Here is a 26,811-nt window from a genome sequence, read left to right on the forward strand (position 1 = left end):
AAATACTCCTGAAGTTTACAAGGTTGAGTTGCAGTTAAGGTTTGGTTGACAGAACCGTTGGTGTCTCATCAATGGTCTTCATGCGCAGCACTGAGATACACGATCGTCAGTACCATGAAGATGAAGGCCTGGAGCGGAATCACCAGAATATGGAAGATCGCCCATGGCACATACAGGCCCCACTGGATGTAGAACGGCAGCAGCGCGATCAGAATGAACACGACTTCGCCGGCATACATGTTGCCGAACAAACGCAGCGCAAGGCTGAGCGGCTTGGTCAGCAGGCCGAGAATTTCCAGGAACAGGTTGAACGGCACCAGCGACCAGTGGTTGAACGGGGTGAAGGACAGTTCCTTGAGGAAACCACCGGTACCCTTGACCTTGAAGCTGTAGAAAATGATCAGCACGAACACGCCCAGCGAGATGCCGAAGGTGCCGTTGGGGTCTGCGGTGGGAACAATCTTGAAGTATTCAAGGCCGAGGGCATGCGCCAGACCGGGGATGTAATCAACCGGCAGCCACTTCAGCGAATTCATCAGCAGAATCCAGACGAAGATGGTCAGCGCCAAGGGTCCGATAATCGGACTACGGCCATGGAAGGTGTCCTTGACCATGCCCTGGACAAAGTCCACGGTCATTTCCACCACATTCTGCAGTTTGCCGGGAACACCGGCGGTTGCACGCTTGGCTACCATACGGAACAGGGTGATAAAAATGATACCCATGAACAACGACCAGCCGAGGGTGTCCACGTGCACAGCCCAGAAGCCCATCTGGGCGACGTCTTCAGGGGTTTGTGCAAGGATCCAGCCCTTTTCAGGATGGGCGCCATAAACCAGGTTCTGCAAGTGATGCTGAATGTATTCAGCCGATGTGTTTGCCATGTTTGCCTCAAACGCTAATGCTTTGGAAAGCCTTTGACGATTAGTGGTGTACAGGCTGAAACAGCCACGGCAGCGAGGAATCCGGCAAATACAGCGCCAGCCTCAAGCGGCCTTACACCCACCCACAACAGCACAAAGAGCACTGCCGTCATAACCAGTTTTCCAGCTTCGCCTGCAAATATTTCGCTGACGACAGCTCGAGCCGACCGCGCACCGCTGTAGCGAAAGGCGCGGTAGATAAAATAGGCGTTGGGGACAATGGCAATCAGTCCACCCAACAGGCCGGAATATCCGGCAATTCGACCCTGGTAAAACCACAGGATCAGTGCAACGACCAACACAACCAGAGCCTGCCAGCGCAACACAGCAAACGCCGGCAACCGGTGAAAGGGGACCCTGTTGGGCATTCTCGCATTCATCGGTTTCTTCCTGCAGACACTTCCGCGTGGGTCGCTCTGCGCAACAATCTGGTGCATTTCACCCGACAAAATTGCGCGTGGAGTATATGGGGAATAACCCCCGGGTTCAACCGCAAAGGCAGAATTCCCGACGGTTCTCCCCCTTCATGGGTAATCCCCGCGACCAATATCGCTGTGATTTCCCTGCAACATTCACTTGATGTGCATCAACACGCCATCCAGCTCGTCCAGCGAGCTGTAACTGATGACCAGTTTTCCCTTGCCCTTGTTGCCATGGCGTATCTGAACCTCTGCTCCAAGGCGCTCGGACAAATCCTGTTGCAAACGCTGGATATCCGGATGACTGCGTTTTTCACTGGGTGCCGGTCGCGGATTCAGCCACTGGCGTACCAGCGCCTCGGTCTGCCGTACCGTCATTGCCCGCGCAACCACCTGACGCGCAGCCTCGGCTTGCTGCTCCAGTGGCAATCCAAGCAAGGCACGGGCATGCCCCATCTCCAGGTCACCCCGTTCCAGCAACAGCTTTACTTCGTCCGGTAGCGCCATCAGGCGCAGCAGATTGGTCACACTGACGCGTGATTTGCCAACTGCATCGGCCACCTGCTGCTGGGTCAGCTCGAATTCCTGTTGCAGTCGTTGCAGGGCCATGGCTTCTTCGATTGGATTGAGATCCTCGCGCTGGATATTCTCGATCAGCGCCATGGCAATCGCTGCTTCGTCTGGCACTTCACGTACCACCGCCGGAATCCGGTCCAGCCCGGCCTGCTGGGTGGCGCGCCAACGCCGTTCGCCAGCAATAATCTCGTAGCGGCCTTCGCCGATCGGGCGCACCACTATCGGCTGCATGACACCCTGGGCACGGATCGAACCGGCCAGTTCTTCAAGTGCCTGCGGGTCCATGTCGCGACGCGGCTGGTATTTGCCACGCTGGATCAGGTCCACCGGCAATTCGCGCAATTGTCCGTCCTCGCCGGTCGGATCTGTACTGCGTGCCGCCGACTGGCCAAGCAGTGCATCGAGTCCCCGTCCCAAGCCGCGTTTCTTTGCCGCCATGCCTCAATCCTTGTTATCAGTTAGCTGTGGCCGCCTGTCTGGCAGCCAACCTGTTGCGTCGAACCAGTTCGCCAGCCAATGCCAGATAGGCTTCGGCACCGCGCGACTGTCTGTCGTAGAGCAACGCTGGCAATCCGTGGCTGGGTGCTTCTGCCAGCCGTACGTTGCGTGGAATTACCGTCTTGTACAGCTTGTCAGCGAAGTGCTCGGCCAGTTGTGCCGACACATCCTGGGTCAGGCTGTTGCGCGGGTCGTACATGGTCCGCAACAGGCCTTCGATCTGCAGCGAAGGATTCAGCGTCTGGCCAATACGCTGAATGGTTTTCACCAGGGCCGACAATCCTTCAAGCGCGTAATACTCGCACTGCATGGGAATGATCACACTGTCGGCGGCCACCAGACCGTTGACAGTCAGCATGTTCAACGAGGGCGGACAGTCGATGATGATGTAGTCATAACGTTCGCGCACGTCCGCCAGGGCATCACGCAACCGCTGCTCTCGCCGGGTCATATCCAGCAACTCAACTTCTGCAGCAGTCAGATCCGAATTTGCCGGCAGCAGGTCAAATCCGGCTTTGCCGGTCTTGCGCAGCGCCTGTTGCAAAGTGCATTGCCCGGTCAGCAATTCATACACCGAATACTCAAGATCGGCCTTGTCTACGCCACTGCCCATGGTGGCGTTGCCCTGCGGGTCCAGATCAATCAGCAGCACCTTGCGCCGGGTTGTCGCCAGCGAGGCAGCCAGATTGATGCTGGTGGTGGTCTTGCCTACTCCGCCTTTCTGGTTGGCGATTGCCAGTACCTTGGCCACGCTGCTCTCCTGTGTTTAGGGTCTGTTGCCTTCGACCTGCGCCAGTATCAACACATGACGGCTACCGGTACAACCGGGTACCTGCAACTGATGGCTTTCCAGCAGTCTGAAATCTACCGGCAATGCTTCCAGCTCATCGTCGGGATAACGGCCTTTCATTGCCAGCCAGCGTGTGCGTGCGTTGCCCAGATGGCGGGTAAGCTGAACAAAATCCGTTAACGAACTGAAAGCCCTGGAGACAATGCCGTCCCAGGGTTGCTCGCCACGAAAGGCTTCAACCCGCGCATTCACCACAGCGAGGTTGTCCAGTCCCAGCTCCAGACGCACCTGGGTCAGAAAACGGGTTTTCTTTCCGTTGCTATCGAGCAGGGTAAAGTGACTATCAGGAAACATGATGGCCAGGATGATGCCCGGCATGCCGCCGCCGCTGCCAACATCCAGCCAGTTTCCAGCGTGTACAAACGGCAAAATACTCAGGCTGTCGAGCAGGTGCCGACTGAGCATTTCTTGCGGGTCACGGACAGCGGTCAGGTTATAGGCCTTGTTCCACTTGTTCAGCAAGACCAGGTAGTCAAGCAGCTGTTTCTGTTGCACAGGCTCCAGCCTGATACCCAATGCGCTGGCACCACTAACCAGTTGGGCTTCAAAATCCTGCATGGTCAGGCCTCCTGCGCCAGTTGACTGCCACCCAGCGCATTGCGCTTTTTCAGGTGTACCAGCAACAGGCTGACCGCTGCCGGGGTAACTCCTGGAATCCGCGAGGCCTGGCCGAGGGTTTGCGGGCGGGCACTTTCCAGCTTGATGCGGATTTCGTTCGACAGCCCGCTGAGGCTCTGATAATCGAGGTCATCGGGTAATCGGGTGGCCTCGTGCAGCCGCAGGCGATCAATCTCTTCCTGCTGGCGTTCGATATAGCCGGCGTAGCGAGCCTGGATTTCCACCTGTTCAGCCACCGCCGCATCGATTGGCTGGCTGTCTGTGGTTTCACAGAGTCCCGGGTAATCCACCTCAGGCCGGCGCAGCAGATCCAGCAGGTTGTATTCGCGGGTCAGTGCAGTGCCATAGCGCGCGGCAAATGCCTCTGCTGCAGCTGTACCGGGTTGCACCCAGCTGCTGCGCAGGCGTTGGGTTTCCAGTTCGATGGCTTCGCGCTTGGCACAGAAGGCGGCCCAGCGCGCATCATCGATCAAACCGAGGGCACGGCCCTGTTCAGTCAGGCGCAGATCGGCATTGTCCTCACGCAGTACCAGCCGGTATTCCGCGCGCGAGGTAAACATGCGGTAGGGTTCACGGGTACCGTGGCTGATCAGGTCATCCACCAGCACGCCGATATAAGCCTCGTCACGCCGCGGGCACCAGGCGTCCTGCTCACGGGCCCGGCGTGCGGCATTCAGGCCGGCCAGCAAACCCTGCGCAGCCGCCTCCTCGTAGCCTGTCGTACCATTGATCTGTCCGGCAAAGAACAGGCCGTCAATCACTTTGGTTTCCAGTGAATACTTGAGGTCCTGGGGATTGAAGAAATCGTATTCAATGGCGTAGCCGGGGCGCAGGATGTGCGCGTTTTCCATGCCCTGAATGGAACGCACCACCTGCAGCTGCACATCGAAGGGCAAAGAGGTGGAGATGCCGTTCGGGTACAGTTCATGGGTGGTCAAGCCTTCCGGCTCGATAAATACCTGATGGCTGTCCTTGTCGGCAAAGCGGTGGATCTTGTCCTCAATCGACGGGCAGTAGCGCGGCCCGATACCCTCGATCACGCCTGTGTACATGGGTGAGCGATCCAGGTTGTTGCGGATGATCTCGTGGGTGCGTTCGTTGGTATGGGTGATCCAGCAATTGACCTGCTCGGGATGTTCATCCACCGAGCCCATGAAGGACATCACCGGTAAGGGCGTATCGCCAGGCTGTGCGGTCATCCGGGAAAAATCCACGCTCTTGCCATCGATACGCGGCGGTGTACCGGTTTTCAGTCGGTCAACCCGCAATGGCAGTTCACGCAGGCGCTGCGCCAGGGCAATCGCCGGCGGATCACCGGCCCGACCGCCAGAGTAATTGTCCAGACCAATATGGATGCGTCCGCCAAGGAAAGTGCCGGCGGTCAGTACCACGTTGTCCGCGACAAAACGCAGGCCCATCTGGGTAACCACGCCACGTACCTGCTCCTGTTCAACGATCAGGTCATCGCAGGCCTGTTGGAAGATCCACAGGTTCGGTTGGTTTTCCAGCATCTGGCGGATAGCAGCCTTGTACAGCACGCGGTCTGCCTGGGCGCGGGTGGCGCGGACTGCCGGCCCCTTGCGGCTGTTCAGCACGCGGAACTGGATACCGGCACGGTCGGTGGCATGCGCCATGGCGCCGCCCAAGGCATCGACTTCTTTGACCAGATGGCTTTTGCCGATGCCGCCAATCGCCGGGTTGCAGCTCATTTGTCCGAGGGTTTCGACGTTGTGGCTGAGCAGCAGGGTTTTCACCCCCATACGCGCAGCAGCCAGCGCTGCTTCGGTACCGGCATGGCCGCCACCTACCACGATCACGTCAAAACGACTCGGATAATCCACTTCACACCTCGGTGTCCGCTTCGGACGAAATTCGGAAAAAGCCGTTGATTATAGGCCCCAAGCAGGGAAATTGCAGCCGTAAACTGATCATAAAGTGAACAGTCTGCATCGCACGGGGTGGCGGACTATACACAGAATTTATTCAAAGAGGTTTTAAAACCTTTTTTATAGATCTTGTATATGGTCAGTCTGTTTTCTGTGGAAAACCATGGAAAATCCAATAATTTCAGACAATTGGAAGAAGCATAAGGTTGTTGGGAAAGGGTGTGCCAACGGTGGGTAGCAGGCCTCTATTCCTGTGCATAACTGGTGGCTTTGTCCACAGGGAGGAAATCCCCGGTTTCCTGCACAGCCTTGCGGACAGGCTTGTACGGTGGTTGTCCACAGGGCTCAGGCTGCACAAACAGGTTTATTTGCCGATGCAGAAACTCGAGAAAATGCGCCCCAGCAGGTCGTCAGCACTGAATTCACCGGTGATTTCTCCCAGGCACTGCTGAGCCATGCGCAGGTCTTCGGCGAGCAGTTCACCGGCGCCCAGCTCGGTAAGCTGCTGTTCGCCATGCTGCAGCAGACCTGCGCAACGCTGTAGTGCATCGAGGTGACGACGACGTGCACTGAACAGGCTTTCGGCGCTTTGCTGGTAACCCATGCAGTGCTTCAGGTGTTCGCGCAGCAATTCGATACCCTCGCCGCTGCGGGCACTCAGGTGCAGACTGACGCTGCCGTCATTGGCTGTCTGCAGGCTGATTTCATCACCACTGAGGTCAGCCTTGTTGAAGATCAGGGTTATTTTTGCCGGGTCCGGGTGCTGCTCGATGAATTCCGGCCACAGGCTGTCCGGGTTGCGCGCCTCCGGCTGGCTGGCATCCAGCACCAGCAGGATGCGATCGGCTTCGGCTATCGCATCCATCGCCCGGCGCACACCGATCTGTTCCACCAGGTCCTCGGTATGCCGCAGGCCGGCGGTATCGATGATATGCAGCGGCATGCCGTCGATCTGGATATGTTCGCGCAGGATATCGCGGGTAGTACCGGCAATGTCGGTGACTATCGCGCTGTCCTTGCCGGCCAGGGCATTCAGCAGGCTGGATTTACCGGCATTCGGCCGTCCGGCGATCACCACATTCATGCCATCGCGTAACAGGGCGCCCTGTCCGGCCTCGCGCTGTACCTGGGCCAGTTGTGTACGGATTCCCTGCAATTGACCAAGCACATGACCATCAGCAAGGAAGTCGATTTCCTCCTCGGGAAAGTCAATCGCTGCCTCGACATGGATACGCAGACTGATCAGTGCCTCGGTAAGGGTCTGGATCCGTCGCGAGAAGGCACCCTGCAGCGATTGCACGGCGTTGCGCGCCGCCTGTTCCGAGCTGGCTTCGATCAGGTCGGCAATCGCCTCGGCCTGGGCCAGATCAAGCTTGTCATTCAGAAAGGCCCGTTCGCTGAACTCGCCAGGACGTGCCAGACGCACACCACAGCCCAGACAGGCACGCAGCAACATGTCCATTACCACAGGGCCGCCATGCCCGTGCAGTTCCAGTACATCTTCACCGGTAAAGGAATGCGGGCCGGGGAAATACAGCAAGAGTCCCTGGTCGATGACTTGCGGGCCGTCCCAGAAAGGGCCGTAATGGGCATGCCGGGGTTTCGGTTCAAGGCGCCCAAGCTGTCTGGCAACGTCCAGTGCGGCCGGCCCGGAGACCCTGACGATGCCGACACCACCCTGGCCGCGGGCGGTGGCAATCGCGGCAATGCTGTCGCTGTGGTATCGGCTCATGGGGATTCTCCAGATGGCAAAACGCCCCGTGATCGGGGCGTTTGCGTCAGTTCAGTGTGGCTCAGTCCTTTTTCGCGGCTGCGCCTTCGATCTGTCGGGTAATGTACCACTGTTGCCCGATCGACAGAACGTTGTTGACCACCCAGTACAGCACCAGGCCGGAGGGGAACCACAAGAAGAACACGGTGAAGATCAGCGGCAGCATCTTCATTACCCGTGCCTGCATCGGGTCTGGCGGGGTCGGGTTGAGCATCTGTTGCACGAACATGCTGGCACCCATCAGGATTGGCAGCACGAAGTAGGGATCCTTCAGCGACAGGTCGGTGATCCAGAACATCCATTCAGCCTGGCGCATCTCGACGCTTTCCATCAGCACCCAGTACAGCGCAATGAATACCGGCATCTGTACCAGAATCGGCAGACAGCCACCCAGCGGATTGATTTTTTCTTTCTTGTACAGCTCCATCATCGCCTGTGACATTTTCTGCCGATCTTCACCGTGCTGCTCACGCAAGGCCTGCAGCTTGGGTCCGACCCGGCGCATGTTGGCCATTGACCGGTAGCTGGTGGCTGACAGCGGGAAGAACACCAGCTTGATCAGAACGGTCAGCAGGATGATTGACCAGCCCCAGTTGCCGACAAAGCTGTGGATGATGCTGAGCACCCAGAACAGCGGCTGGGCAATCCACCAGAGGAAGCCGTAATCGACGGTCAGCTCCAGACCCTGGGAGATTTCCTTCAGACGGCTCTGGATCTTTGGACCACCGTAGAAGTCAGCACGCAGAACGGCTTGTTCACCGGCAGCGACTCTGGCTTCCGGGCTGACAAAGCTGAGAATGTAGTTGCCCTGCCTGTCTTGTCGACTTGAATACTTGTGGGTCTGCTCAGCCGAAGGTATCCAGGCGCTGACAAAGTAGTGTTGCAACCAGGCCAACCAGCCACCCTCGACACTGGTCGACAGGTTGGCTTTCTGCATGTCTTTGACGGTCAGTTTGGTATAGGAACCATCCTCACTCCAGTAGGCACCACCCAGGTAAGTGGCCATACCGGTAGCACCGGTGCTGGAGGGATCGCGGCTGTCATCGCGCTTGATCTGGCCAAACAGCGCACCATTCCAGGTACGATCACTCTGGTTGTCGATGATGTACTCGACGCCCACCAGAAAGTCGCCACGGGTAAAGGTGAAACGCTTTACGTAGTTGATTTGCTCGGCACTGTAATGCAGATCAACCACCAGTTGCTGCTCGCCATCTGCCAGACGGTATTCACTGCTGCTGCTGGTGAACAAGGGGCGTCCCGAAGCCCGTGCATCCAGACCATCGCTACCAATCAGCCCGCTCATTGCAACGTAGGTACGCTCGGCATTTTCGCTAAGCAGCTGGAATGGCAGATCAGGACGATCCTTGCGCTGCGGATACCCCGGAAGACTCAGGGAGACGATATCACCACCAAGCGGGTTGATTCGGACCAGCAGACTATCGGTTTCAACGCTGATCAGCCCGTTGCTCGCCGTTTCCACAGCGTCGCTGGCTACTACCTGACGGTCAGTACCGGGAACAGCCTGCGGCAGATCATCAGCCAGGTCACCAGTGCTCATATCCGGTATGTCGGCAGTCTGCATAACCTGCTGGCTGCTGACCTGATCGGGTTCGGTCAGTGGTGTCTGGCCATAATCCTGATTCCACTGGTAGATCATCATGTAGCCGATGACGAACAGGGCAATCAGCAGAAGGTAACGTTGGATATTCATGGTTTATCAGCCATCCGGGAGGAGGTTTTGTCGGTGTTTTCAGCGAGAGGAACCGGATCGTAGCCACCGGGATTCCACGGGTGACAGCGGCCCAGTCGGCGCACACTGAGCCATCCACCCCTGAGCAGGCCATGTTGTTCAATGGCCTCCTGGGCATAACAGGAGCAGCTGGGATAGAAACGGCAATGACTGGCCATCATTGGACTGATGGCGTAGCGGTAAACCTTGATCAGTCCGAGCGCGATACTACGCATGGGATCATGGGTGTCCGGTTGTGCGAGAGGAATGCTTGTCAGCCGCCTTGATCAGGCGGCGCCACAATTGCCCGTAAAGGGTATGTAACGCCGCCGAATCAAGTTCGCCGAGACCTTTTCTGGCCAGAACAACAATGTCGATGTTGCCCAGTTCGGCACGCGTGTGCCGGAAGGACTCACGTGCCACACGCTTGATTCGATTGCGATCAACCGCGTGGCGAACACTTTTCCTGGCTATCACCAGTCCCAGCCGTGCATGCTCCAGATCATTGTGTCTGGCCAGCAACAGTATGCCGGGACCTGATGCCTTGCAGGTGGCTCCGTCAAATACCCGCTTGAAGTGGGCAGGCGTCAGCAGCCGGTACTGACGGCCGAAGCCGAGATCCACCCGCAGATCCGGATCAGGCAGACAGACGCTGGCGGCCTTTCGCGCGGCGACGGGCCAGGACCTGACGACCGTTCTTGGTGGCCATGCGGGCACGGAAACCGTGGTTGCGCTTGCGCTTCAGTACGCTGGGTTGGAAAGTTCTTTTCATCTTCAGATACCTGAGAGTTTCACGTTAAGAGCCAATGAGCCCTTTCAAGGGACCGGCAATTCTAGAGAAAAGCCAGGCTGCGGTCAATTTGATTTACATGCCGCCAGACACTTTCCTGATTGAATCAATACACATGAAGAAAGTATTGAAAGATAGAATTTGTAATGATGATTAGGCAGCGCTTTTCTGTGCATGGAATCGGCAATCCAGCGGTATACATGCCTCTTGGCGTTCGGCAAGTCTGTTGGCTTGCTGTGTGCAGGCTGTTTACGGATAGGTGCGCTTCCTGTGGATAATGTTGCTACATATCCACAACCTGTTTTATCCACCGGTCGCACGGCAGGTTGCCCACAAGCCTCATGGTTGCTTCTCCACAGCCTTTATGGCTGGGCGTTTGGATGAATTTTCCGAATGAGTGGCAGTGATTCTCGCTGGATGTATCGGGTCTTGCGGGTACCCGTGAATGTGGATAAGTAAGGTATTTACCGGTAGAATGGCTGCCTTGTTCCCGGGGTTGTCGCGCATGGGGCGCGGTGCTGTAACCGACAACGGAATTCATCAGGCGAGGTTGAGTGTGTCCATCGAACTCTGGCAGCAATGTGTTGATTTTCTGCGTGATGAGCTTCCGTCCCAGCAATTCAATACATGGATTCGTCCGTTGCAAGCCGAGGCCGACAGCCAGGAGCTGCGTCTGTATGCCCCCAATCGTTTTGTGCTTGACTGGGTCAACGACAAATACCTGAATCGGATCCAGGAACTGCTGGAGGATCTGTCGCAGGGACAGGCCCCTCTGCTCACGCTGTTGATCGGCAGTCGGCGTACTACGGTTCCGGCAGCCGTTGCTGCCGCTTCGCGCAGTAGTGTCGCTCCTGCAGCGCCTGAAAGCCGTCCCCAGGCCAGCCCCAGGGCACAAATAACGGCGCAGAGCTTTCAGCCCCAGATACCGGCAGCAGATGACCGTTCAGTTGATGTAACGCAGCCCGCCGGCAGTCAGGAGGCACAAGACGCTGCCAGTGGAACGCCACATATCAAGCACACCAGTTACCTGAATAAAAGCTTCACCTTCGACACCTTTGTTGAGGGTAAGTCAAACCAGCTGGCACGGGCAGCCGCCTGGCAAGTCGCAGACAACCCCAAACATGGCTATAACCCGCTTTTCCTGTATGGCGGTGTAGGTCTGGGTAAAACGCACCTCATGCATGCCGTGGGGAACCACCTGCTGAAAAAGAATCCTTCAGCGAGGATCGTGTATTTGCACTCAGAGCGTTTCGTGGCTGATATGGTCAAGGCGTTGCAGATGAACGCCATTAACGATTTCAAGCGTTACTACCGCACGGTAGACGCCCTGTTGATCGACGACATCCAGTTCTTTGCCAAGAAGGAAAGATCTCAGGAAGAATTTTTTCACACCTTCAATGCCCTGCTTGAGGGCGGCCAACAGGTGATTCTTACCAGTGACCGTTACCCCAAGGAAATCGACGGACTGGAGGAGCGACTGAAATCCCGTTTTGGCTGGGGCCTGACAGTCGCGGTGGAACCGCCTGAGCTGGAAACCCGGGTGGCGATTCTGATGAAGAAGGCCGAGCAGTCCCGCATCGATCTGCCGCCGGACGCCGCCTTCTTTATTGCCCAGCGTATCCGCTCCAACGTGCGCGAACTGGAGGGTGCACTCAAGCGAGTCATCGCCAGTGCACACTTCATGGGCCGTGACATTACCATCGAGCTGATCCGTGAATCGCTGAAAGACCTGCTGGCATTGCAGGACAAGCTGGTCAGCATTGATAACATCCAGCGCACGGTCGCCGAGTATTACAAGATCAAGATTGCCGATTTGTTATCACAACGGCGTTCGCGTTCGGTGGCCAGGCCTCGACAGGTGGCCATGGCACTGTCCAAGGAACTTACCAACCATAGCCTGCCCGAGATAGGTAATGCCTTTGGCGGACGAGATCACACCACGGTACTGCATGCCACCCGCAAGATTGCCGAATTGCGTGAATCGGATGCGGATATCAGAGAAGACTACAAGAACCTGCTGCGGACCCTCACTACCTGATCGGGGTGAGCGGTCCGGCCAGCGGCCATACTGCACGAGGTCGAAGGAAGACTATGCAATTCACCATTGAGCGCGAAGCTTTGTTGAAACCCCTGCAACTGGTCGCCGGGGTGGTTGAACGTCGTCAGACACTACCGGTGCTATCCAACGTATTGTTGGTAGTTGACGGCGATCGTTTGTCCCTGACCGGTACCGATCTTGAGGTTGAGCTGATTGGCAGGATAGGCCTGGAAGATGCTGCCGAAGATGGCGAGATTACCCTTCCAGCGCGCAAGCTGATGGATATCTGTAAATCACTGCCGGAATCTGCCGTGTTGACCGTGCGTATCGAAGACGGCAAGGCACTGGTTCGCTCGGGCCGCAGCCGTTTCACCCTGAGCACACTGCCAGCGACTGATTTCCCGAGCATTGATGAAAGTGCTCCTGCCATGCGCTTCAATGTCAGCCAGGTGAAACTGCGTCGTCTTATAGACAAGGTGTCCTTTGCCATGGCGCAACAGGACGTCCGTTATTACCTGAACGGCATGCTGCTTGAGATGAATCAGGGTAGTCTGCGCGGTGTTGCTACAGACGGTCACCGCCTGGCAATGTCTACCATGCAGGCGGATATCGATCACCAGGAGCGCTACCAGGTAATTGTCCCGCGTAAAGGTATTCTCGAACTGTCCCGTCTTCTTGGCGAGGTGGACGAATTGGTAACCATCACCCTGGGTAGCAATCACCTGAGAGTTACTACCAGTGATTTCACCTTCACCTCAAAACTGGTTGAAGGAAAGTTTCCGGATTATGAACGTGTGCTGCCGCGCGGTGGTGACAAGATAGTGCTTGCTGATCGTCTTGATCTGCGTAATGCACTGAGCCGGGCAGCAATCCTTTCTAATGAAAAGTACCGTGGCATCCGCTTGATGCTTTCCGACAATCTTGTGCGTCTGCAAGCCAACAACCCTGAGCAGGAAGAAGCTGAGGAAGAACTGGCTGTTGATTATCAGGGTAGTGCGCTCGAGATTGGGTTCAATGTCAGCTACCTGCTGGACGTGATGAACGTGCTTGACAGGGAAAATATCAAGATGACGCTGGCTGATGCCAATAGCAGTGCCCTGGTGCAGGATGCAGAGTCCGACGACAGCGTATATGTTGTGATGCCCATGCGCCTCTGATCATGCCGATTCAGCGTCTCAGCGTTACCGGTGTGAGGAATCTGTTGCCGGTAACGCTGACCCCCTCTCCACGTATCAACATCCTTAGTGGCGTCAACGGCAGCGGTAAGACCAGCCTGCTCGAAGCCATCCATCTGCTAGGCCTTGCCCGTTCATTTCGCAGTACCAGACTGCAACCGGTAATCCAGCACGGATTGCAATCCTGTACGGTGTTTGCAGAAAAGCGACTCGCGTCAGGCGCGGTTACCTCCATGGGCATCACGCGAACCTGTGAAGCCGATTTCCAGATACGCATTGATGGCCAAACTGCACGCAGCACAGCCCAGCTGGCGGAGACACTTCCTGTGCAGGTGATCAACCCTGACAGTTTTCGTTTGCTGGAAGGCGCTCCAAAACTGCGCAGGCAATATCTGGATTGGGGTGTGTTCCACGTGGAACATGAATTTATCGGCATCTGGCAGAGGCTGCAAAAGAGCCTGAAGCAACGCAACTCGCTGCTGCGCCATGGTAGAATCACACGTTCACTGCTTGAGCCTTGGGAGCGCGAGATTGTTGATGCAGGTGAGCGGATGGACGCCATGCGCCAGGCCTATATCACACGACTCAAGCCGGTGTTCCAGCAGATTCTCGCGGACTTGGTTGAGTTGGATGATCTTACACTCAGCTACAGCCGTGGTTGGGATAAGGAGCGAAGCCTTTCAGAGGTACTTGAAGGGCAGCTTCAGCGTGACATCCAGTTGGGACATACCCAGTCGGGTCCGCAACGTGCGGACTTGAGACTCAGGGTTCGCGGAATGAATGCGGCAGAAATGCTTTCCAGAGGGCAGCAGAAACTGGTGGTCTGTGCCATGAAAATTGCACAAGGCTTTCTGTTGCGCGAGGCAGGTCGCCGTGAAGACTGTGTCTATCTGGTGGATGATTTGCCCTCTGAGCTTGACTGGCAACATCGTGCAGCCCTGTGTCGGTTGCTCGAGTCGCTTGATTGCCAGGTTTTCATTACCTGTGTTGCTGCCGACCAAATGCACGGGCTTTGGCAGGATTCAACACCCAGGTCCATGTTCCACGTGGAACATGGACAGATTGTGCAGACCGAATGATGTCTGGAGTGACTAATGACCGATAACAATGCGTACGACTCATCAAGCATCAAGGTGCTCAAGGGACTGGATGCAGTTCGCAAGCGACCGGGCATGTACATCGGTGATACCGATGATGGAACCGGGCTGCACCATATGGTGTTCGAGGTGGTTGATAACTCGATTGACGAGGCGCTGGCCGGGCATTGCAGCGATATTGAAATCACCATCCACACCGATGAGTCGATTACCGTACGCGACAACGGTCGGGGCATTCCGGTTGATATCCATGAAGAAGGCGTATCAGCGGCCGAAGTGATCATGACGGTACTTCATGCCGGCGGAAAGTTTGATGACAACAGCTACAAGGTTTCCGGCGGTCTACACGGTGTGGGTGTGTCAGTAGTTAACGCCCTTTCGGAGTTGTTGATCCTGACTGTTCGTCGTCAGGGAAAAGTATGGGAGCAGGAATACCGGCATGGTGTACCGCAGGCACCATTGGCCGCGGTGGGCGAAACCGATAGCACGGGCACCCAGATTCACTTCAAGCCTTCTGCTGAAACCTTCAGTAGCATCAGTTTCAGTTGGGATGTTCTGGCCAAACGACTGCGTGAACTGTCTTTCCTCAACTCCGGAGTTGGTATTGTTCTGCGCGACGAGCGAAGCGGCAAGAGTGAGACCTTCAAATACGAGGGTGGCCTCAAGGCATTTGTCGAATACCTGAACCAGCACAAAACCACGGTAAATAGCGTATTCCATTTCAATACGCAGCGTGATGATGGGGTTGGTGTCGAAGTGGCCCTGCAATGGAATGACAGCTTCAACGAAAACATCCAGTGCTTTACCAATAATATTCCTCAACGTGATGGCGGCACCCATCTGGCCGGATTCCGCAGCGCCCTCACCCGCTCCCTGAATGCCTATATCGAACAGGAAGGGTTGTTGAAAAAGCTCAAAGTCAGCACCTCTGGTGATGATGCCCGTGAGGGTCTGACGGCGATTATTTCAGTCAAGGTGCCGGACCCCAAGTTCTCCTCACAGACCAAGGACAAGCTGGTGTCCTCGGAAGTGAAGACCGCTGTAGAACAGGAAATGAACAAGTGCTTCAGTGATTACCTGCTGGAGAAGCCCAACGAGGCCAAGTCGGTGGTCGGCAAGATGATCGACGCCGCACGTGCCCGTGAGGCAGCACGCAAGGCCCGTGAAATGACCCGTCGCAAGGGTGCGCTGGATATTGCCGGCTTGCCCGGCAAACTGGCCGACTGTCAGGAGAAGGATCCTGCCCTTTCCGAACTGTACATTGTGGAGGGTGACTCGGCGGGTGGCTCGGCCAAACAGGGCCGCAACCGCCGTACCCAGGCGATCCTGCCGTTGAAGGGCAAGATTCTCAACGTCGAGAAGGCGCGCTTTGACAAGATGCTGTCCTCCCAGGAGGTTGGCACGCTGATTACCGCACTGGGCTGCGGTATCGGTCGCGAAGAGTTCAATATCGACAAGCTGCGCTACCACAACATCATCATCATGACCGATGCTGACGTGGATGGCTCGCACATCCGTACCTTGTTGCTGACCTTCTTTTTCCGGCAGATGCCATTGCTGATTGAACGTGGCTATATCTACATAGCCCAGCCACCACTCTACAAGATCAAAAAGGGCAAACAGGAGCAGTACCTCAAGGATGACGAGGCGCTGGAGGAATACCTGACCCAGTCGGCTCTTGAAGACTCCTGGTTGTATGTCAGCGAACATGCGCCGGGTATCAGCGGTGAAGGGCTGGAAAAGCTGGTGCAGGAATTCCGCAGCGTAATGAAGACCCTCAAGCGCCTGTCGCGGCTGTATCCACAGGAGCTGATGGAGCATTTCATTTACCTGCCGCGCCTGAGTCTGGACAATCTGGCAGACAAGGCCTTTATGGAAGAATGGATGCAGGGTTTTTCGGAGCGTGTAATGCTCAACGAAAAATCCGGACAGGAGTACCGCGTCAGCGTGCGAGAGGATCGTGAACGCCACCTTTGGCTTCCGGAGGTCGAGTCGATCACTCACGGTCTTTCCAGCTATGTAACCTTCAATCGCGATCTGTTTGCCAGCAATGATTACCGCACCATGGCAGAGCTTGGCGAGAAGTTGCAGAACCTGCTGGAGCCGGGTGCCTGGGTGCAACGTGGCGAGAAAAAGAAGCCGGTAAGCAGCTTCAAGGAAGTGCTTGAGTGGATGATGAATGAAACAGCCCGCCGGCACAGCATTCAGCGCTACAAGGGATTGGGTGAGATGAATCCCGAGCAGTTGTGGGAGACAACCATGGATCCGGAGAGCCGGCGTATGCTGCGCGTTACCATCGAGGATGCGATTGGCGCTGACCAGATATTCAATACGCTGATGGGTGACCACGTGGAGCCGCGTCGCGAGTTTATCGAAAGCAACGCACTGGCAGTCTCGAACCTGGATGTTTAACCGACAATAGCGACAAAAAGCCCCGCATTTACATCAGGTAATGCGGGGTTTTTTATATCTGGCAAACGAAAATGGCAGCATAAAGTACTGGCAGAATGCCAAATTAGCCTACGCAGCCAAAGGCTTCGTACTAGAATTAATGGATAAAAGAATTCAGTGACAGGGAAAGAATGAGTAAAACCGCGCGCAGGATCAATTGGCCATTGGTGATGGTGGTTGTGGTCGTGTTGTTGTGTCTGGCTGCTGAATGGCTGGACCGGCAGCGCTATGCCAGCCAGCAACAGCAGCAATTGCGCCACCTGATCAACGAATCCGGCACGGCTCTGCAACAGCGGATGCGTAGCATTGAACTGTTGGCTGAACCGGTCGCAGTAGCGATACAGCAGAATCCGCACAGGCCGGAAACACTCTTGCGCGATTTGGTAGCCGAAGCAGTGGCACAGGAACCGCTGCTGTTGAATATGACTCTGTCCGAACAACTGACGGTTACGCTGATAGAACCTATGCGTGACCAGGAGGCTGTGCTTGGCATGCAATACAACCTGCGTCCTGAATGGATGCCGGGCGTGCGACTTGCGCTTGAGGCAGAGGGGTCGGTATGGACCGGGCCGCGTACGTTGGTGCAGACGGGCAAACCGGGCGTTGTCAGTCGAAGGGCAGTGTATGCCGATGAGGAAAGACAGCAGTTGCTGGGGCTGGTGTCCTCGGCAGTGGATTTGCAGATGCTGCTGGCAAGTGCGGGGTTCGAAACACTACCGGATGGCATTGAGGTTGCGTTCCGGGGGCGCGACGCGACGGGCGAGCTGGGCGAGGTGTTTTATGGGACACCGCTGGTTTTCCAGCGCAGTGATGTGTTGCAGAACATCACGCTGTCTGAAGGTAGTTGGCAACTGGCAGCTCGATTGAAATACGGTGAGTTTTATCCACCCGCACGAAGTCTTTTATGGCGCTTGAGTGGTTTGCTGATAGCACTGGCGGTTCTTTTGCTGTGGATGGGACGCGAGCGCCGCACCCGGGGCGGCCAGCTGCCACTGCAGCGCCAGTTGATGATCATGCTGCTGCTGTTGTTTATGCCGATGTTGCTGCTGGAGGGCTGGATGAACTGGCGCATGGCCCAGCGAAGTACCAATGAGTTGCAGGCGCAACTGGTGAATGAAGTCAGTGCCCGGGTAATGGACAGGATTGCGGCCTTTTTCGACGTATCCCGGCGCGTGGTGTCTTTCAATGTTGACCAGTTCCGTCATGGTGCGCTCAGCGTTGAGGATTCGGCTGCATTGAGTCAAAGCTTTACCTTGCAGATACGCCAGCAACCTCTGCTGACGTTCCTGTCAATCGGTACCCATGAGGGTAACTATATGGCGGCCAGCCGCCCACCACTGGGAGTTGATCGCGGTTTGCGCCAACTGCAGTCGGACAGCGCCGGTGGGCGGCGGATGCATATGTACCGGGTGGATGATGCCAACCGCCGCAGCAGCCTGATCGGTATCGGTAATTCGCATTTTGATGCACGCACACGGCCCTGGTTTCTGGCAGGACAGCTATCAGTCGGACCCCATTGGTACGCCCCTTATCGCTATGCCATTGACGACCCGGATGGCGTCTACAGTGCAATGGGTATGGGGATGGCTGCCCCGTTGCGGGACACAGAAGGCAGGTTCGTCGGGGTCATTACAGCGGATATGGCGCTGATCGAGTTGAGCCGCTTGCTCAAGGACGTGATAGGCAGTAGCGGAGGTATGGCTGTCCTGGCCGAACAGAACGGCTTGCTGCTGGCCAGTTCACAGCCTGACCGGCTCTACGAGCTGGCTGATAGCGGTTTCAAGCGCATTCGTGGTCAGGATAGTGATAATCCCTTGCTGGCTGCCATGCTGCGTGCGGTTGAGCAGGCGGGAGGTGGTGCCGGACGTAAGGCACTCCAGGTGGATGGCGATAAGCACTTGCTTGCCTGGCATACCCATGCACTGCCTGATGGCCCTCCTTTGCTGGTAGCAGTAAGTTTGCCGCGTAATCGACTCGACGGTAATCCGGCGCTGGTGCAGGCGGCTGACATGCTGCTGATGATGCTGGGGTTGCTGATGGTTAGCCTGCTGGTGGCCAGCGTAACCAGTCGTCGAATTGCTGAACCTTTGGCAATGATCAGTCAGTGGGCGAGTGAGCTGGGCAAAGGTAACTGGCAGCGTCCGAGTGTGCCCCAAAGCCGGGTGCTGGAAGTGCGGAAAATGAGTGATGCCTTGCAGCAAATAACGGTAACGCTGGAGAGTCATACCGAATCCCTGCAACAGCAGGTTGCCAGTCGAACAGAAGAGCTGTGTCGTGCCAACCGTGAACTGGCACGACAATCAGGTACCGACGGCCTGACGGGGCTGGCCAACCGGCGGCTGTTTGATTCTACCCTGAAGGATGAATGGGCGCGGGCACAGCGTGAGCAGAGGCCATTGGGGCTGCTGATGCTGGATATTGACTATTTCAAACTGTACAACGATAGCTACGGCCACCTTTCCGGCGATGAATGCTTGCGACAGGTCGCTGAAATCATGGCACAGCACGCGCGACGCCCCGGCGATCTGGCGGCCCGCTATGGGGGTGAGGAGTTTGCGTTGATAGTTCCGGGACTCAGGGAGCAGGAGTTACACAGTCTGGCAGACCAGGTACGTCAAAGTGTGCAGATGGCAAACATTGAGCATGCCGCTACCGAGCGGGGCATGCTCACGGTAAGTATTGGTTGCTCCAGCATAATACCTTCCCGTGATGCCGGGCCACTGGAGTTGATCCGGCATGCGGATGAGGCGCTATATGCAGCCAAGCATGCCGGCAGGAACTGTGTCCGTTGTGCGGGTGAGCGGGAGGACTAGTCGGCGTCGCGCATGACCTTGAGCTCGGACTCGGGATGACCGAATCCATGCTCAAGCTTGATGCGCAGCATCAGGTCAGTGCGAGAATCTGCGTGCTTGAGCACTTCTTCAAGGCTGACCAGACCGTCTTGGTAGAGACGATACAGGTGCTGGTCGAATGTCTGCAGACCCTGTTCCAGGCTGCGACCCATGGCTGTACGGATTTCGTCCAGTTCTCCCCGGTTGATAAGGTCAACAATATAGGGTGTGCGCAGCAGCATCTCCACAGCAGCTACCCGTTTGCGGTCGACACCAGGAACCAGCCGTTGCCCGATAATAGCGGCAATATTCATGGAAATGTCGCTGAGTACCTGCTGGCGGTTGTCTTCAGGAAACAGGTTGGCCATGCGTTCTATCGCCTGCACGCTGTTGGTGGCATGCAAGGTAGCCAGTACCAGATGCCCGGTTTCGCTGTAGTGCAGTGCATGCTGCATGGTTTCGCGGTCGCGGATTTCACCGATCATGATCACATCCGGTGATTCGCGCAGCACATTGCGTAACGCCTCGGCAAAACTGTGGGTATCCAGCCCTACCTCGCGCTGATCGATGATTGCCTTCTTGTGATTGTGCAGGAATTCGATGGGGTCTTCGATGCAGACGATATGCCCGGCGCGATGCTGATTACGGTAATCCAGCATGGCTGCAAGGGTTGTCGATTTGCCGGAGCCGGCAGCACCGACCACCAGGATCAGGCCGCGATCCAGCATTACCAGTTTTTCCAGCAACTTCGGCAGGCCAAGGCTTTCGACATTGGGGATGCTGTGGGTGATATGGCGAATAACCATGGCCACTTCACCGCGCTGAAAATACACATTGACGCGAAAGCGTCCGACATCAGGAATGCCGACGGCGAGATTGAGCTCCATATTGCGCTCGAATTCGGCGATCTGTTTCTGGCTCATTAACTGGTAAGCCAGCTGCTTGGCCATACCGGTCGGCAATTCGTCGGTTAACGGGGTAAATTCGCCTTCCCGTTTCAGTGTTATGGGTGCTCCTACGCTGAAGAACAGGTCGGAGCCAGAGTGTTCAACCAATTGGTGAAGATAGGCGAAAACATCCATTGGCAGACTCGCAGTAACAGTTTATGAGGGACGTGACTGTCAGCGCTGTACCGCCGTGGCCTGTTCAGTCAGGGACGGTGAGCTCGGTGTGCAATCGACACTCATAACAGTATGCCAGAGCAGAAGTCATTCGGCATTGATCTGCTGCAACGCCTGATTGACCCAGGCTTCGGCGGCGCGGTTCAGCTCGCCGATGGCCCGTGAGTCACTGCCGGTGGGCAGCAGCGGTGGACCTATCATTACGGTGATGACTCCCGGGCGTTTGCCCCAGCTGCTGCGCGGCCAGCACTCACCGGCATTGTGCGCCACCGGAATCACCGGTACCTGATTGGCTACCGCCAGTGCCGCGCCGCCTCGGCTGAAGCGTACCGCCTGTCCGGGCGGCATGCGGGTGCCCTCGGGAAACACCAGCACCCAGATGCCCTCGCGCAGACGCTGGCCACCCTTGCGGGTCAGTTGGTTGAGGGAGTCGCGGATATTGCTGCGGTCAATGGCTATCGGCTTCATCAGTGCCAGCACCCAGCCAAAGAATGGAATGCGCAGCAGTTCACGCTTGAGCAGCTGGGTTTGTGGCACGAACAGGCGCTGCAGGAAGAAGGTTTCCCAGGTGCTCTGGTGATTGGCCAGCACCACGCCGGGCTGGTCAGGAATGTTCTCCAGGCCGATTACCCGGTAACGGATACCCAGGATCCAGCGGGCCATGCCGATGGCAAGACGGGTCCAGCCGTTGATGATCAGGCGAAAGCGCCAGCGATAGGGCAGCAGTGGCGCCAGCACCAATGCCGGTAGTGTCCAGAGTGCTGCGATGACGGCCAGTAACAGGTAGAACAGGGCTATACGCAGGGGCATCAGCAGATTCATCAATGTGCTTCCAGCAGATGGTCGGCAACCGCCGCCAGATTGTCGAATACCCGGGTACCGGCAGGCAGTTCGCCAGCCACGGTTTTTTCACCCTTGCCGGTGCGCACCAGCCAGGGTGTGCATCCGACAGCAGTGCCGGCCTGAAGGTCGCGCAGGCTGTCACCGACGGTGGGTATGCCGTCAAGACTGTGCAGACCAAGTTCGCTGGCAATCTGCCGATACAGCCCCGGCAACGGCTTGCGGCAATCGCAGCCATCCTCCGGGCCGTGCGGGCAGTGGCGGATAAGCGCAATCTGTCCGCCCTGCTCTGCTACCAGACGCTGCAACTGATCATGCATGGTCTGCAGGGTGGCTTCGCTGAAATAGCCGCGTGCCAGCCCTGACTGGTTGGTGGCCACCGCGATGGTCCAGCCGGCCTTGCTCAGACGCGCAATCGCCTCGATCGAACCGGGGATCGGAATCCACTCGTCGAGCGATTTCACAAAGGCGTCGGAGTCTTCATTGATAACCCCGTCGCGGTCGAGAATGATCAGTTTCAAAGCCGCGTTCTCAACCCAGCAGCGAGATGTCCGCCACGCCGAGGAACAGCGCGCGCAGACGCGCCAGCAGGGCGTAACGGTTGTCGCGCACCGCCGGGTCCTCGGCGTTCACCAGAACCTGCTCGAAGAAGGCATCCACCGGCGCGCGCAGGCTGGCCAGCTGCTCCAGGCTGCGCTGGTAGTCACGGCTGGCAGCCAGCGGCGCATTGGCCTGCTCGGCGGCGCTGATCGCGCTGGCCAGCGCCTGCTCGGCGCTTTCCTGCAGCAAGGAGGCATTCACCGAGCTGCCAACGCTGCCTTCGGCCTTGGCCAGAATGTTCGACACGCGCTTGTTGGCAGCGGCCAACGCCTCGGCCTCCGGCAAGCGGCGGAATAGCTGCACGGCCTGCACGCGCTGGTCAAAGTCCAGCGGCGATACCGGGTTCAGAGCGCGTACCGACTGGTACACCGCCACGTCGATACCTTCGTCCTCGTAGCGCGCACGCAGGCGGTCGAAGATAAAGTCCTGCAGCTGGCTGCTCAGGCCCTCCTGCTTGACGCGCTCGCCGTAGAGGCCGATGGCGCTTTGCAGAATGGCCGGCATATCCAGTTCCAGGCGCTTCTCGATCAGAATGCGCAGCACGCCAAGGGCGGCGCGGCGCAGCGCATAGGGGTCCTTGCTGCCGGTCGGCAGCATGCCGATACCGAAGATACCGACCAGCGTATCCAGCTTGTCGGCCAGCGCCACGGCCGCACCGGTCAGGGTCGAGGGCAGCTCGGCGCCAGCGCCACGCGGCATGTACTGCTCGTTGAGTGCCAGCGCCACATCCTCCGCCTCGCCGTCATGTCGGGCGTAGTAGTAACCGGCAATGCCCTGCAGCTCGGGGAACTCACCAACCATTTCGGTGGCCAGATCGCACTTGCTCAGCAGACCGGCACGCGCGGCGCGCTGGGCATCACCACCAATGCTGGCGGCGATGTTGGCGGCCAATTGCGACACGCGCTCGGCCTTGTCCAGCAAGGTGCCCAGCTGGGCCTGAAACACTACCTTGGCCAGACGCTGGTTGCGGGTTTCCAGCGGCTGCTTCTTGTCCTGGTTGAAGAAGAACTCGGCGTCGGTCAGGCGCGGGCGTACCACTTTTTCGTTGCCGGCGATTACCTGAGCCGGGTCGCGACTCTCGATATTGGCCACGGTAATGAAGCGCGGCAGCAGCTTGCCGTTGGCGTCCAGCAGGCAAAAATACTTCTGGTTGTCCTGCATGGTGGAAATCAGCGCTTCCTGGGGTACCTCGAGGAAGCGTTCCTCGAAGGAGCAGACCAGTGGCACCGGCCATTCGACCAGAGCGCAGACCTCATCCAGCAGGCCCTCGGGGATGATTGCCGTGCCCTGCTGTTCGGCGGCCAGTTGCTCGACGCGCTGGCGGATCAGCTGGCGGCGCTCGGCAAAGTCGGCGATCACATAGGCGCTGCGCAGGTCCTCGGCATAGCTGGCCGGATTGCTGATCCGTACCTCATGGTTGGCATGGAAGCGGTGGCCGCGGGACACCCGGTCGGCGCGCTGGGCCAGGATTTCGCAGTCGATCACCTGATCGCCAAGCAGCATCACCAGCCACTGGGTGGGCCGTACAAATTCGGTCTTGCGTGCTGCCCAGCGCATGCGCTTGGGAATCGGCAGGGCGGCCAGCGCGGCATCGACAATGCCCGGCAGCAGACTGGCGGCTGGCTGACCCGGTTCACTGCGCTGGAAACGCAGCTTCGGGCCGCTGCAGTCGATCTCGCTGAGCTCGACGCCACACTTGCGGGCAAAGCCCAGCGCCGCCTGGGTCGGTTTGCCCTCGGCATCGAAGGCCGCCTGCAGCGGTGGGCCATCCAGCTGGCTGCTACGGTCTGGCTGCTGGGTGGCCAATTGCCCGACGACAATCGCCAGCCGGCGCGGTGCGGCATATACACGGGCACTGGCGTAGGCCAGACCGGCGTCACGCAGGCCCTGTTCAACGCCGGACAGAAACGCCTCGGAGAGTTTTTTCAGGGCCTTGGGTGGCAGTTCCTCGGTACCCAGTTCCACCAGAAAATCGGCAACCTGCATTATTCGGTCTCCTTCAGCTTGGCCAGTACTTCGTCACGCAGTTCCGCGCTGGCCATCGGGAAACCGAGGCGGGCACGCGCCAGCAGGTAGCTCTGGGCAATGTTGCGGGCCAGGCTGCGCACGCGCAGGATGTAGCGCTGGCGCTCGGTCACCGAGATGGCGCGGCGCGCATCCAGCAGGTTGAAGCTGTGCGAGGCCTTGATCACCATTTCATAGGCCGGCAGCGGCAACTGCAGCTCCATCAGGCGGTTGGCTTCGCTTTCGTAGTGATCGAACAGTTCGAACAGCTTGTCGACATGGGCGTGCTCGAAGTTGTAGGTCGACTGCTCGACCTCGTTCTGGTGGAACACGTCGCCGTAGCTGACCTTGCCGAACGGGCCGTCGGAGTAGACCAGGTCATATACCGAGTCGACGCCCTGCAGGTACATCGCCAGGCGCTCCAGACCGTAGGTGATCTCGCCGGTGACCGGGTAGCACTCGACCCCGCCGACCTGCTGGAAGTAGGTGAACTGGGTGACTTCCATACCGTTCAGCCAGACTTCCCAGCCCAGACCCCAGGCGCCCAGGGTCGGTGATTCCCAGTTGTCCTCGACGAAGCGGATGTCATGCACGCTGGTGTCGATGCCGATACGCCGCAGGGACTCCAGGTACAGGTCCTGAATGTTGTCCGGGTTCGGCTTGAGCACCACCTGGAACTGGTAGTAATGCTGCAGGCGGTTGGGGTTCTCGCCATAGCGGCCATCCGCCGGGCGCCGCGAGGGCTGCACATAGGCGGCATTCCAGGTTTCCGGGCCAACCGCGCGCAGGAAGGTCGCGGTATGGAAGGTGCCGGCACCCATTTCCATGTCGTAGGGCTGCAGGATCACGCAGCCCTGTTCGGCCCAGTAGCTCTGCAGTGCCAGAATCAGGCCCTGAAAGGTCTGCGCGGCGGGATTGTTCTCGATCACGTGGTTCACCCGGTCAGGCTGAAAAGAAAAGCCGGAGTATACAGGAAAGCCATGGCGCTCTGCGCCCTGAAGGGGCGATGCATTGACGCTGCAGCAGGTGCCGACGATGATCGTCAATCAGCCCCTGTTTGGAGTCCCGCCGATGCCGATTGAGTCGCCAGCAACCCGCTGTGCCTGGTGCAGCAGTGACCCGCTGTACCAGCATTACCATGACACCGAGTGGGGCGTGCCGGAATATGACCCGCAGGCGCTGTTTGAAAAGCTCCTGCTGGATGGATTTCAGGCCGGACTGTCATGGCTGACCATCCTGAAAAAGCGTGAGCACTACCGGCGTGTCTATCGCGGCTTTGATCCAGTGTTTATGGCGGCGCAGACGGATGCCGATTTGCAGGTGCTGCTGACTGATCCCGGCATAGTGCGCAACCGCCTGAAAGTGGCGGCGGCGCGGCAGAATGCCCGGGCCTGGTTGCAACTGGCAGGGCGCGAGGACCCGGCAGCCTGGCTCTGGCAGTTTGTCGGTGGCCAGCCGAAGATCAACTGCTTTGCCAGTCTGGCCGAGGTGCCGGCGCAGACCGCCGAGGCACAGGCGATGAGTCGGGCCCTGAAACAAGCCGGTTTCAGCTTTGTCGGGCCAACCATCTGTTATGCCTTTATGCAGGCCACCGGCATGGTCATGGATCACACGCTGGATTGCTTCCAGCATGCGCCACTGGCTGACGCAATGGCCGAAGATCGGGCACAATGTCGGCATTCTGAGTGACAGGAGACAGTTGTGCAGCGACTCAAGGGCGCGATTATTGTCGGTTTTTTGCGGCTGTTTGCCCTGCTGCCCTTTGCTATGGCGCAGCGCATTGGTGCGGCGCTGGGCTGGCTGATGTGGCGATTGCCGAACCGTGCGCGCACGGTGACACGGATCAACCTGCAGCATTGCTTCCCGCAGATGCCCGAGGCCGAGCGCGAAGCGCTGGTGGGTGCTTCGCTGATCGATACCGGACGCAGCTTTGCCGAGAGCGCCTGTGCCTGGATGTGGTCGCCGCAACGGACCCTGGCGCTGGTGCGCGAAGTGGACGGTGGCGAGATACTCGATCAGGCGCTGGCCAGTGGCAAGGCGGTGGTGGCGATCACCAGTCACCTGGGCAACTGGGAGGTGCTGAATCACTGGTACTGTGCACGCTGCAATCCGGTGATCTTTTTCCGCCCGCCAAAGCAGCCGGCGGTGGACCAGCTGCTGCGCCGCCAGCGCGCGCAGTCGGGCAACCGGGTGGCGCCGTCTGATCGTGAGGGCATTGGCATGGTCATGCGCGAGGTGCGCAACGGCGGCGCGGTAGGCATTCCCGCTGATCCCGAGCCAGCACTGAAAAGTGGTGTGTTCGTGCCCTTCTTTGCCACCCAGGCACTGACCAGCAAATTCGTTCCGGGATTGCTGCGGGGTGACCGCGCGCTGGCGGTGTTTCTGCACTGCATCCGCCTGCCACGGGGGCAAGGCTTCAAGGTGCTGGTGGAAGCCGCGCCGCAAGCGCTTTACAGTAGTGACGAGCAGCAGGCGGTGGGCTGCATGAGCCAGGTGATCGAGGATCACGTACGGCGCTGGCCCAGCCAGTACATGTGGAGCATGAAGCGCTTCAAGAAGCGCCCGCCGGGTGAGCCGCGCTGGTACTGAGACGG

23 protein-coding genes are annotated in these 26,811 nt (G+C 58.0%); 7 read left to right on the forward strand and 16 right to left on the reverse strand.

Annotated features, from left to right (window positions below):
* Positions 1 to 68 precede the first annotated feature (68 nt).
* From atpB to rpmH, 11 genes are all read right to left on the reverse strand, one after another.
* The gene (gene atpB, locus BMZ23_RS07000) at positions 69 to 884 is read right to left on the reverse strand and encodes a F0F1 ATP synthase subunit A (protein ID WP_093474603.1); all 816 of its coding nucleotides are present in this window, start codon (positions 882 to 884) and stop codon (positions 69 to 71) included.
* 14 nt (positions 885 to 898) lie between these two features.
* Positions 899 to 1,303 carry a F0F1 ATP synthase subunit I gene (locus BMZ23_RS07005; RefSeq protein ID WP_093474606.1) on the reverse strand — a complete coding sequence of 135 codons (405 nt, stop codon included), beginning with the start codon at positions 1,301 to 1,303 and terminating at the stop codon, positions 899 to 901.
* A gap of 192 nt (positions 1,304 to 1,495) precedes the next feature.
* A complete protein-coding gene (locus BMZ23_RS07010; protein WP_093474609.1) occupies positions 1,496 to 2,356 on the reverse strand; it encodes a ParB/RepB/Spo0J family partition protein in 861 nt (286 codons plus the stop codon).
* Positions 2,357 to 2,372: 16 nt separating this feature from the next.
* Positions 2,373 to 3,167, reverse strand: a complete 795-nt coding sequence (locus BMZ23_RS07015; RefSeq protein ID WP_093474612.1) for a ParA family protein — start codon at positions 3,165 to 3,167, stop codon at positions 2,373 to 2,375.
* 15 nt (positions 3,168 to 3,182) lie between these two features.
* Positions 3,183 to 3,824 (reverse strand): 16S rRNA (guanine(527)-N(7))-methyltransferase RsmG, encoded by a 642-nt coding sequence (rsmG, locus tag BMZ23_RS07020; protein ID WP_093474615.1) that lies wholly within the window; start codon positions 3,822 to 3,824, stop codon positions 3,183 to 3,185.
* A 2-nt stretch (positions 3,825 to 3,826) separates the two neighbouring features.
* The gene (gene mnmG, locus BMZ23_RS07025) at positions 3,827 to 5,725 is read right to left on the reverse strand and encodes a tRNA uridine-5-carboxymethylaminomethyl(34) synthesis enzyme MnmG (protein WP_093474618.1); all 1,899 of its coding nucleotides are present in this window, start codon (positions 5,723 to 5,725) and stop codon (positions 3,827 to 3,829) included.
* 409 nt (positions 5,726 to 6,134) lie between these two features.
* On the reverse strand, positions 6,135 to 7,502 hold the full coding sequence (gene mnmE, locus BMZ23_RS07030; protein WP_093474621.1) for a tRNA uridine-5-carboxymethylaminomethyl(34) synthesis GTPase MnmE: 1,368 nt from the start codon (positions 7,500 to 7,502) through the stop codon (positions 6,135 to 6,137).
* 61 nt (positions 7,503 to 7,563) lie between these two features.
* Positions 7,564 to 9,252: a membrane protein insertase YidC gene (gene yidC / locus BMZ23_RS07035; RefSeq protein ID WP_093474625.1), complete on the reverse strand. Its 1,689-nt coding sequence runs from the start codon at positions 9,250 to 9,252 to the stop codon at positions 7,564 to 7,566.
* Positions 9,249 to 9,506 carry a membrane protein insertion efficiency factor YidD gene (yidD, locus tag BMZ23_RS07040; protein WP_093474628.1) on the reverse strand — a complete coding sequence of 86 codons (258 nt, stop codon included), beginning with the start codon at positions 9,504 to 9,506 and terminating at the stop codon, positions 9,249 to 9,251. The genes yidC and yidD overlap by 4 nt, the downstream gene beginning before the upstream one ends.
* Before the next feature lie 4 nt (positions 9,507 to 9,510).
* Entirely contained in the window at positions 9,511 to 9,894 is a 384-nt protein-coding gene (gene rnpA, locus BMZ23_RS07045; protein ID WP_093474631.1) for a ribonuclease P protein component, read from the reverse strand.
* Between the two features lie 13 nt (positions 9,895 to 9,907).
* Complete coding sequence (gene rpmH, locus BMZ23_RS07050) at positions 9,908 to 10,042, reverse strand: 50S ribosomal protein L34 (protein WP_093474634.1); 135 nt, start codon at positions 10,040 to 10,042, stop codon at positions 9,908 to 9,910.
* A gap of 574 nt (positions 10,043 to 10,616) precedes the next feature.
* Here rpmH and dnaA point away from each other — a divergent pair.
* The 5 genes from dnaA (at position 10,617) to BMZ23_RS07075 (ending at position 19,634) form a co-directional block, all read left to right on the forward strand.
* Positions 10,617 to 12,098 (forward strand): chromosomal replication initiator protein DnaA, encoded by a 1,482-nt coding sequence (gene dnaA / locus BMZ23_RS07055; RefSeq protein WP_093474636.1) that lies wholly within the window; start codon positions 10,617 to 10,619, stop codon positions 12,096 to 12,098.
* 53 nt (positions 12,099 to 12,151) lie between these two features.
* The gene (gene dnaN, locus BMZ23_RS07060) at positions 12,152 to 13,255 is read left to right on the forward strand and encodes a DNA polymerase III subunit beta (protein ID WP_093474639.1); all 1,104 of its coding nucleotides are present in this window, start codon (positions 12,152 to 12,154) and stop codon (positions 13,253 to 13,255) included.
* Between the two features lie 2 nt (positions 13,256 to 13,257).
* Complete coding sequence (gene recF, locus BMZ23_RS07065; RefSeq protein WP_093474642.1) at positions 13,258 to 14,352, forward strand: DNA replication/repair protein RecF; 1,095 nt, start codon at positions 13,258 to 13,260, stop codon at positions 14,350 to 14,352.
* 15 nt (positions 14,353 to 14,367) lie between these two features.
* Positions 14,368 to 16,782: a DNA topoisomerase (ATP-hydrolyzing) subunit B gene (gyrB, locus tag BMZ23_RS07070; protein ID WP_093474645.1), complete on the forward strand. Its 2,415-nt coding sequence runs from the start codon at positions 14,368 to 14,370 to the stop codon at positions 16,780 to 16,782.
* 170 nt (positions 16,783 to 16,952) lie between these two features.
* Entirely contained in the window at positions 16,953 to 19,634 is a 2,682-nt protein-coding gene (locus tag BMZ23_RS07075; protein WP_093474648.1) for a diguanylate cyclase domain-containing protein, read from the forward strand.
* Here BMZ23_RS07075 and BMZ23_RS07080 read toward each other — a convergent pair.
* The 5 genes from BMZ23_RS07080 to glyQ all read right to left on the reverse strand — a co-directional run bounded on the left by BMZ23_RS07080 (position 19,631) and on the right by glyQ (position 25,146).
* Positions 19,631 to 20,734 carry a PilT/PilU family type 4a pilus ATPase gene (locus BMZ23_RS07080; RefSeq protein WP_093474651.1) on the reverse strand — a complete coding sequence of 368 codons (1,104 nt, stop codon included), beginning with the start codon at positions 20,732 to 20,734 and terminating at the stop codon, positions 19,631 to 19,633. The genes BMZ23_RS07075 and BMZ23_RS07080 overlap by 4 nt on opposite strands.
* A 126-nt stretch (positions 20,735 to 20,860) precedes the next feature.
* Positions 20,861 to 21,595: a lysophospholipid acyltransferase family protein gene (locus BMZ23_RS07085; protein WP_093474654.1), complete on the reverse strand. Its 735-nt coding sequence runs from the start codon at positions 21,593 to 21,595 to the stop codon at positions 20,861 to 20,863.
* A complete protein-coding gene (gene gmhB / locus BMZ23_RS07090; RefSeq protein WP_093474657.1) occupies positions 21,595 to 22,134 on the reverse strand; it encodes a D-glycero-beta-D-manno-heptose 1,7-bisphosphate 7-phosphatase in 540 nt (179 codons plus the stop codon). The genes BMZ23_RS07085 and gmhB overlap by 1 nt, the downstream gene beginning before the upstream one ends.
* Positions 22,135 to 22,144: 10 nt before the next feature.
* Complete coding sequence (glyS, locus tag BMZ23_RS07095; protein WP_093474660.1) at positions 22,145 to 24,199, reverse strand: glycine--tRNA ligase subunit beta; 2,055 nt, start codon at positions 24,197 to 24,199, stop codon at positions 22,145 to 22,147.
* Positions 24,199 to 25,146 carry a glycine--tRNA ligase subunit alpha gene (gene glyQ, locus BMZ23_RS07100; RefSeq protein ID WP_093474740.1) on the reverse strand — a complete coding sequence of 316 codons (948 nt, stop codon included), beginning with the start codon at positions 25,144 to 25,146 and terminating at the stop codon, positions 24,199 to 24,201. The genes glyS and glyQ overlap by 1 nt, the downstream gene beginning before the upstream one ends.
* Before the next feature lie 106 nt (positions 25,147 to 25,252).
* Here glyQ and BMZ23_RS07105 point away from each other — a divergent pair, with 106 nt between their 5' ends.
* Together BMZ23_RS07105 and BMZ23_RS07110 are read left to right on the forward strand one after the other, a co-directional pair.
* On the forward strand, positions 25,253 to 25,906 hold the full coding sequence (locus BMZ23_RS07105; RefSeq protein WP_245748144.1) for a DNA-3-methyladenine glycosylase I: 654 nt from the start codon (positions 25,253 to 25,255) through the stop codon (positions 25,904 to 25,906).
* A 12-nt stretch (positions 25,907 to 25,918) separates the two neighbouring features.
* Complete coding sequence (locus BMZ23_RS07110; protein WP_093474663.1) at positions 25,919 to 26,806, forward strand: lysophospholipid acyltransferase; 888 nt, start codon at positions 25,919 to 25,921, stop codon at positions 26,804 to 26,806.
* Positions 26,807 to 26,811 lie beyond the last annotated feature (5 nt).

This window comes from Halopseudomonas yangmingensis (assembly GCF_900114825.1).
GTDB classification, from domain to species: domain Bacteria; phylum Pseudomonadota; class Gammaproteobacteria; order Pseudomonadales; family Pseudomonadaceae; genus Halopseudomonas; species Halopseudomonas yangmingensis.

Excerpts from the sequence above, each read along its gene's own strand:
- atpB (WP_093474603.1), bottom strand. The coding sequence starts at position 884 with ATGGCAAACACATCGGCTGAATACATTCAGCATCACTTGCAGAACCTG.
- BMZ23_RS07005 (WP_093474606.1), bottom strand. The coding sequence starts at position 1,303 with ATGAATGCGAGAATGCCCAACAGGGTCCCCTTTCACCGGTTGCCGGCG.
- BMZ23_RS07010 (WP_093474609.1), bottom strand. The coding sequence starts at position 2,356 with ATGGCGGCAAAGAAACGCGGCTTGGGACGGGGACTCGATGCACTGCTT.
- rsmG (WP_093474615.1), bottom strand. The coding sequence starts at position 3,824 with ATGCAGGATTTTGAAGCCCAACTGGTTAGTGGTGCCAGCGCATTGGGT.
- mnmE (WP_093474621.1), bottom strand. The coding sequence starts at position 7,502 with ATGAGCCGATACCACAGCGACAGCATTGCCGCGATTGCCACCGCCCGC.
- yidC (WP_093474625.1), bottom strand. The coding sequence starts at position 9,252 with ATGAATATCCAACGTTACCTTCTGCTGATTGCCCTGTTCGTCATCGGC.
- yidD (WP_093474628.1), bottom strand. The coding sequence starts at position 9,506 with ATGCGTAGTATCGCGCTCGGACTGATCAAGGTTTACCGCTACGCCATC.
- rpmH (WP_093474634.1), bottom strand. The coding sequence starts at position 10,042 with ATGAAAAGAACTTTCCAACCCAGCGTACTGAAGCGCAAGCGCAACCAC.
- dnaN (WP_093474639.1), top strand. The coding sequence starts at position 12,152 with ATGCAATTCACCATTGAGCGCGAAGCTTTGTTGAAACCCCTGCAACTG.
- recF (WP_093474642.1), top strand. The coding sequence starts at position 13,258 with ATGCCGATTCAGCGTCTCAGCGTTACCGGTGTGAGGAATCTGTTGCCG.
- gyrB (WP_093474645.1), top strand. The coding sequence starts at position 14,368 with ATGACCGATAACAATGCGTACGACTCATCAAGCATCAAGGTGCTCAAG.
- BMZ23_RS07075 (WP_093474648.1), top strand. The coding sequence starts at position 16,953 with ATGAGTAAAACCGCGCGCAGGATCAATTGGCCATTGGTGATGGTGGTT.
- BMZ23_RS07080 (WP_093474651.1), bottom strand. The coding sequence starts at position 20,734 with ATGGATGTTTTCGCCTATCTTCACCAATTGGTTGAACACTCTGGCTCC.
- BMZ23_RS07085 (WP_093474654.1), bottom strand. The coding sequence starts at position 21,595 with ATGAATCTGCTGATGCCCCTGCGTATAGCCCTGTTCTACCTGTTACTG.
- glyS (WP_093474660.1), bottom strand. The coding sequence starts at position 24,199 with ATGCAGGTTGCCGATTTTCTGGTGGAACTGGGTACCGAGGAACTGCCA.
- BMZ23_RS07105 (WP_245748144.1), top strand. The coding sequence starts at position 25,253 with ATGATCGTCAATCAGCCCCTGTTTGGAGTCCCGCCGATGCCGATTGAG.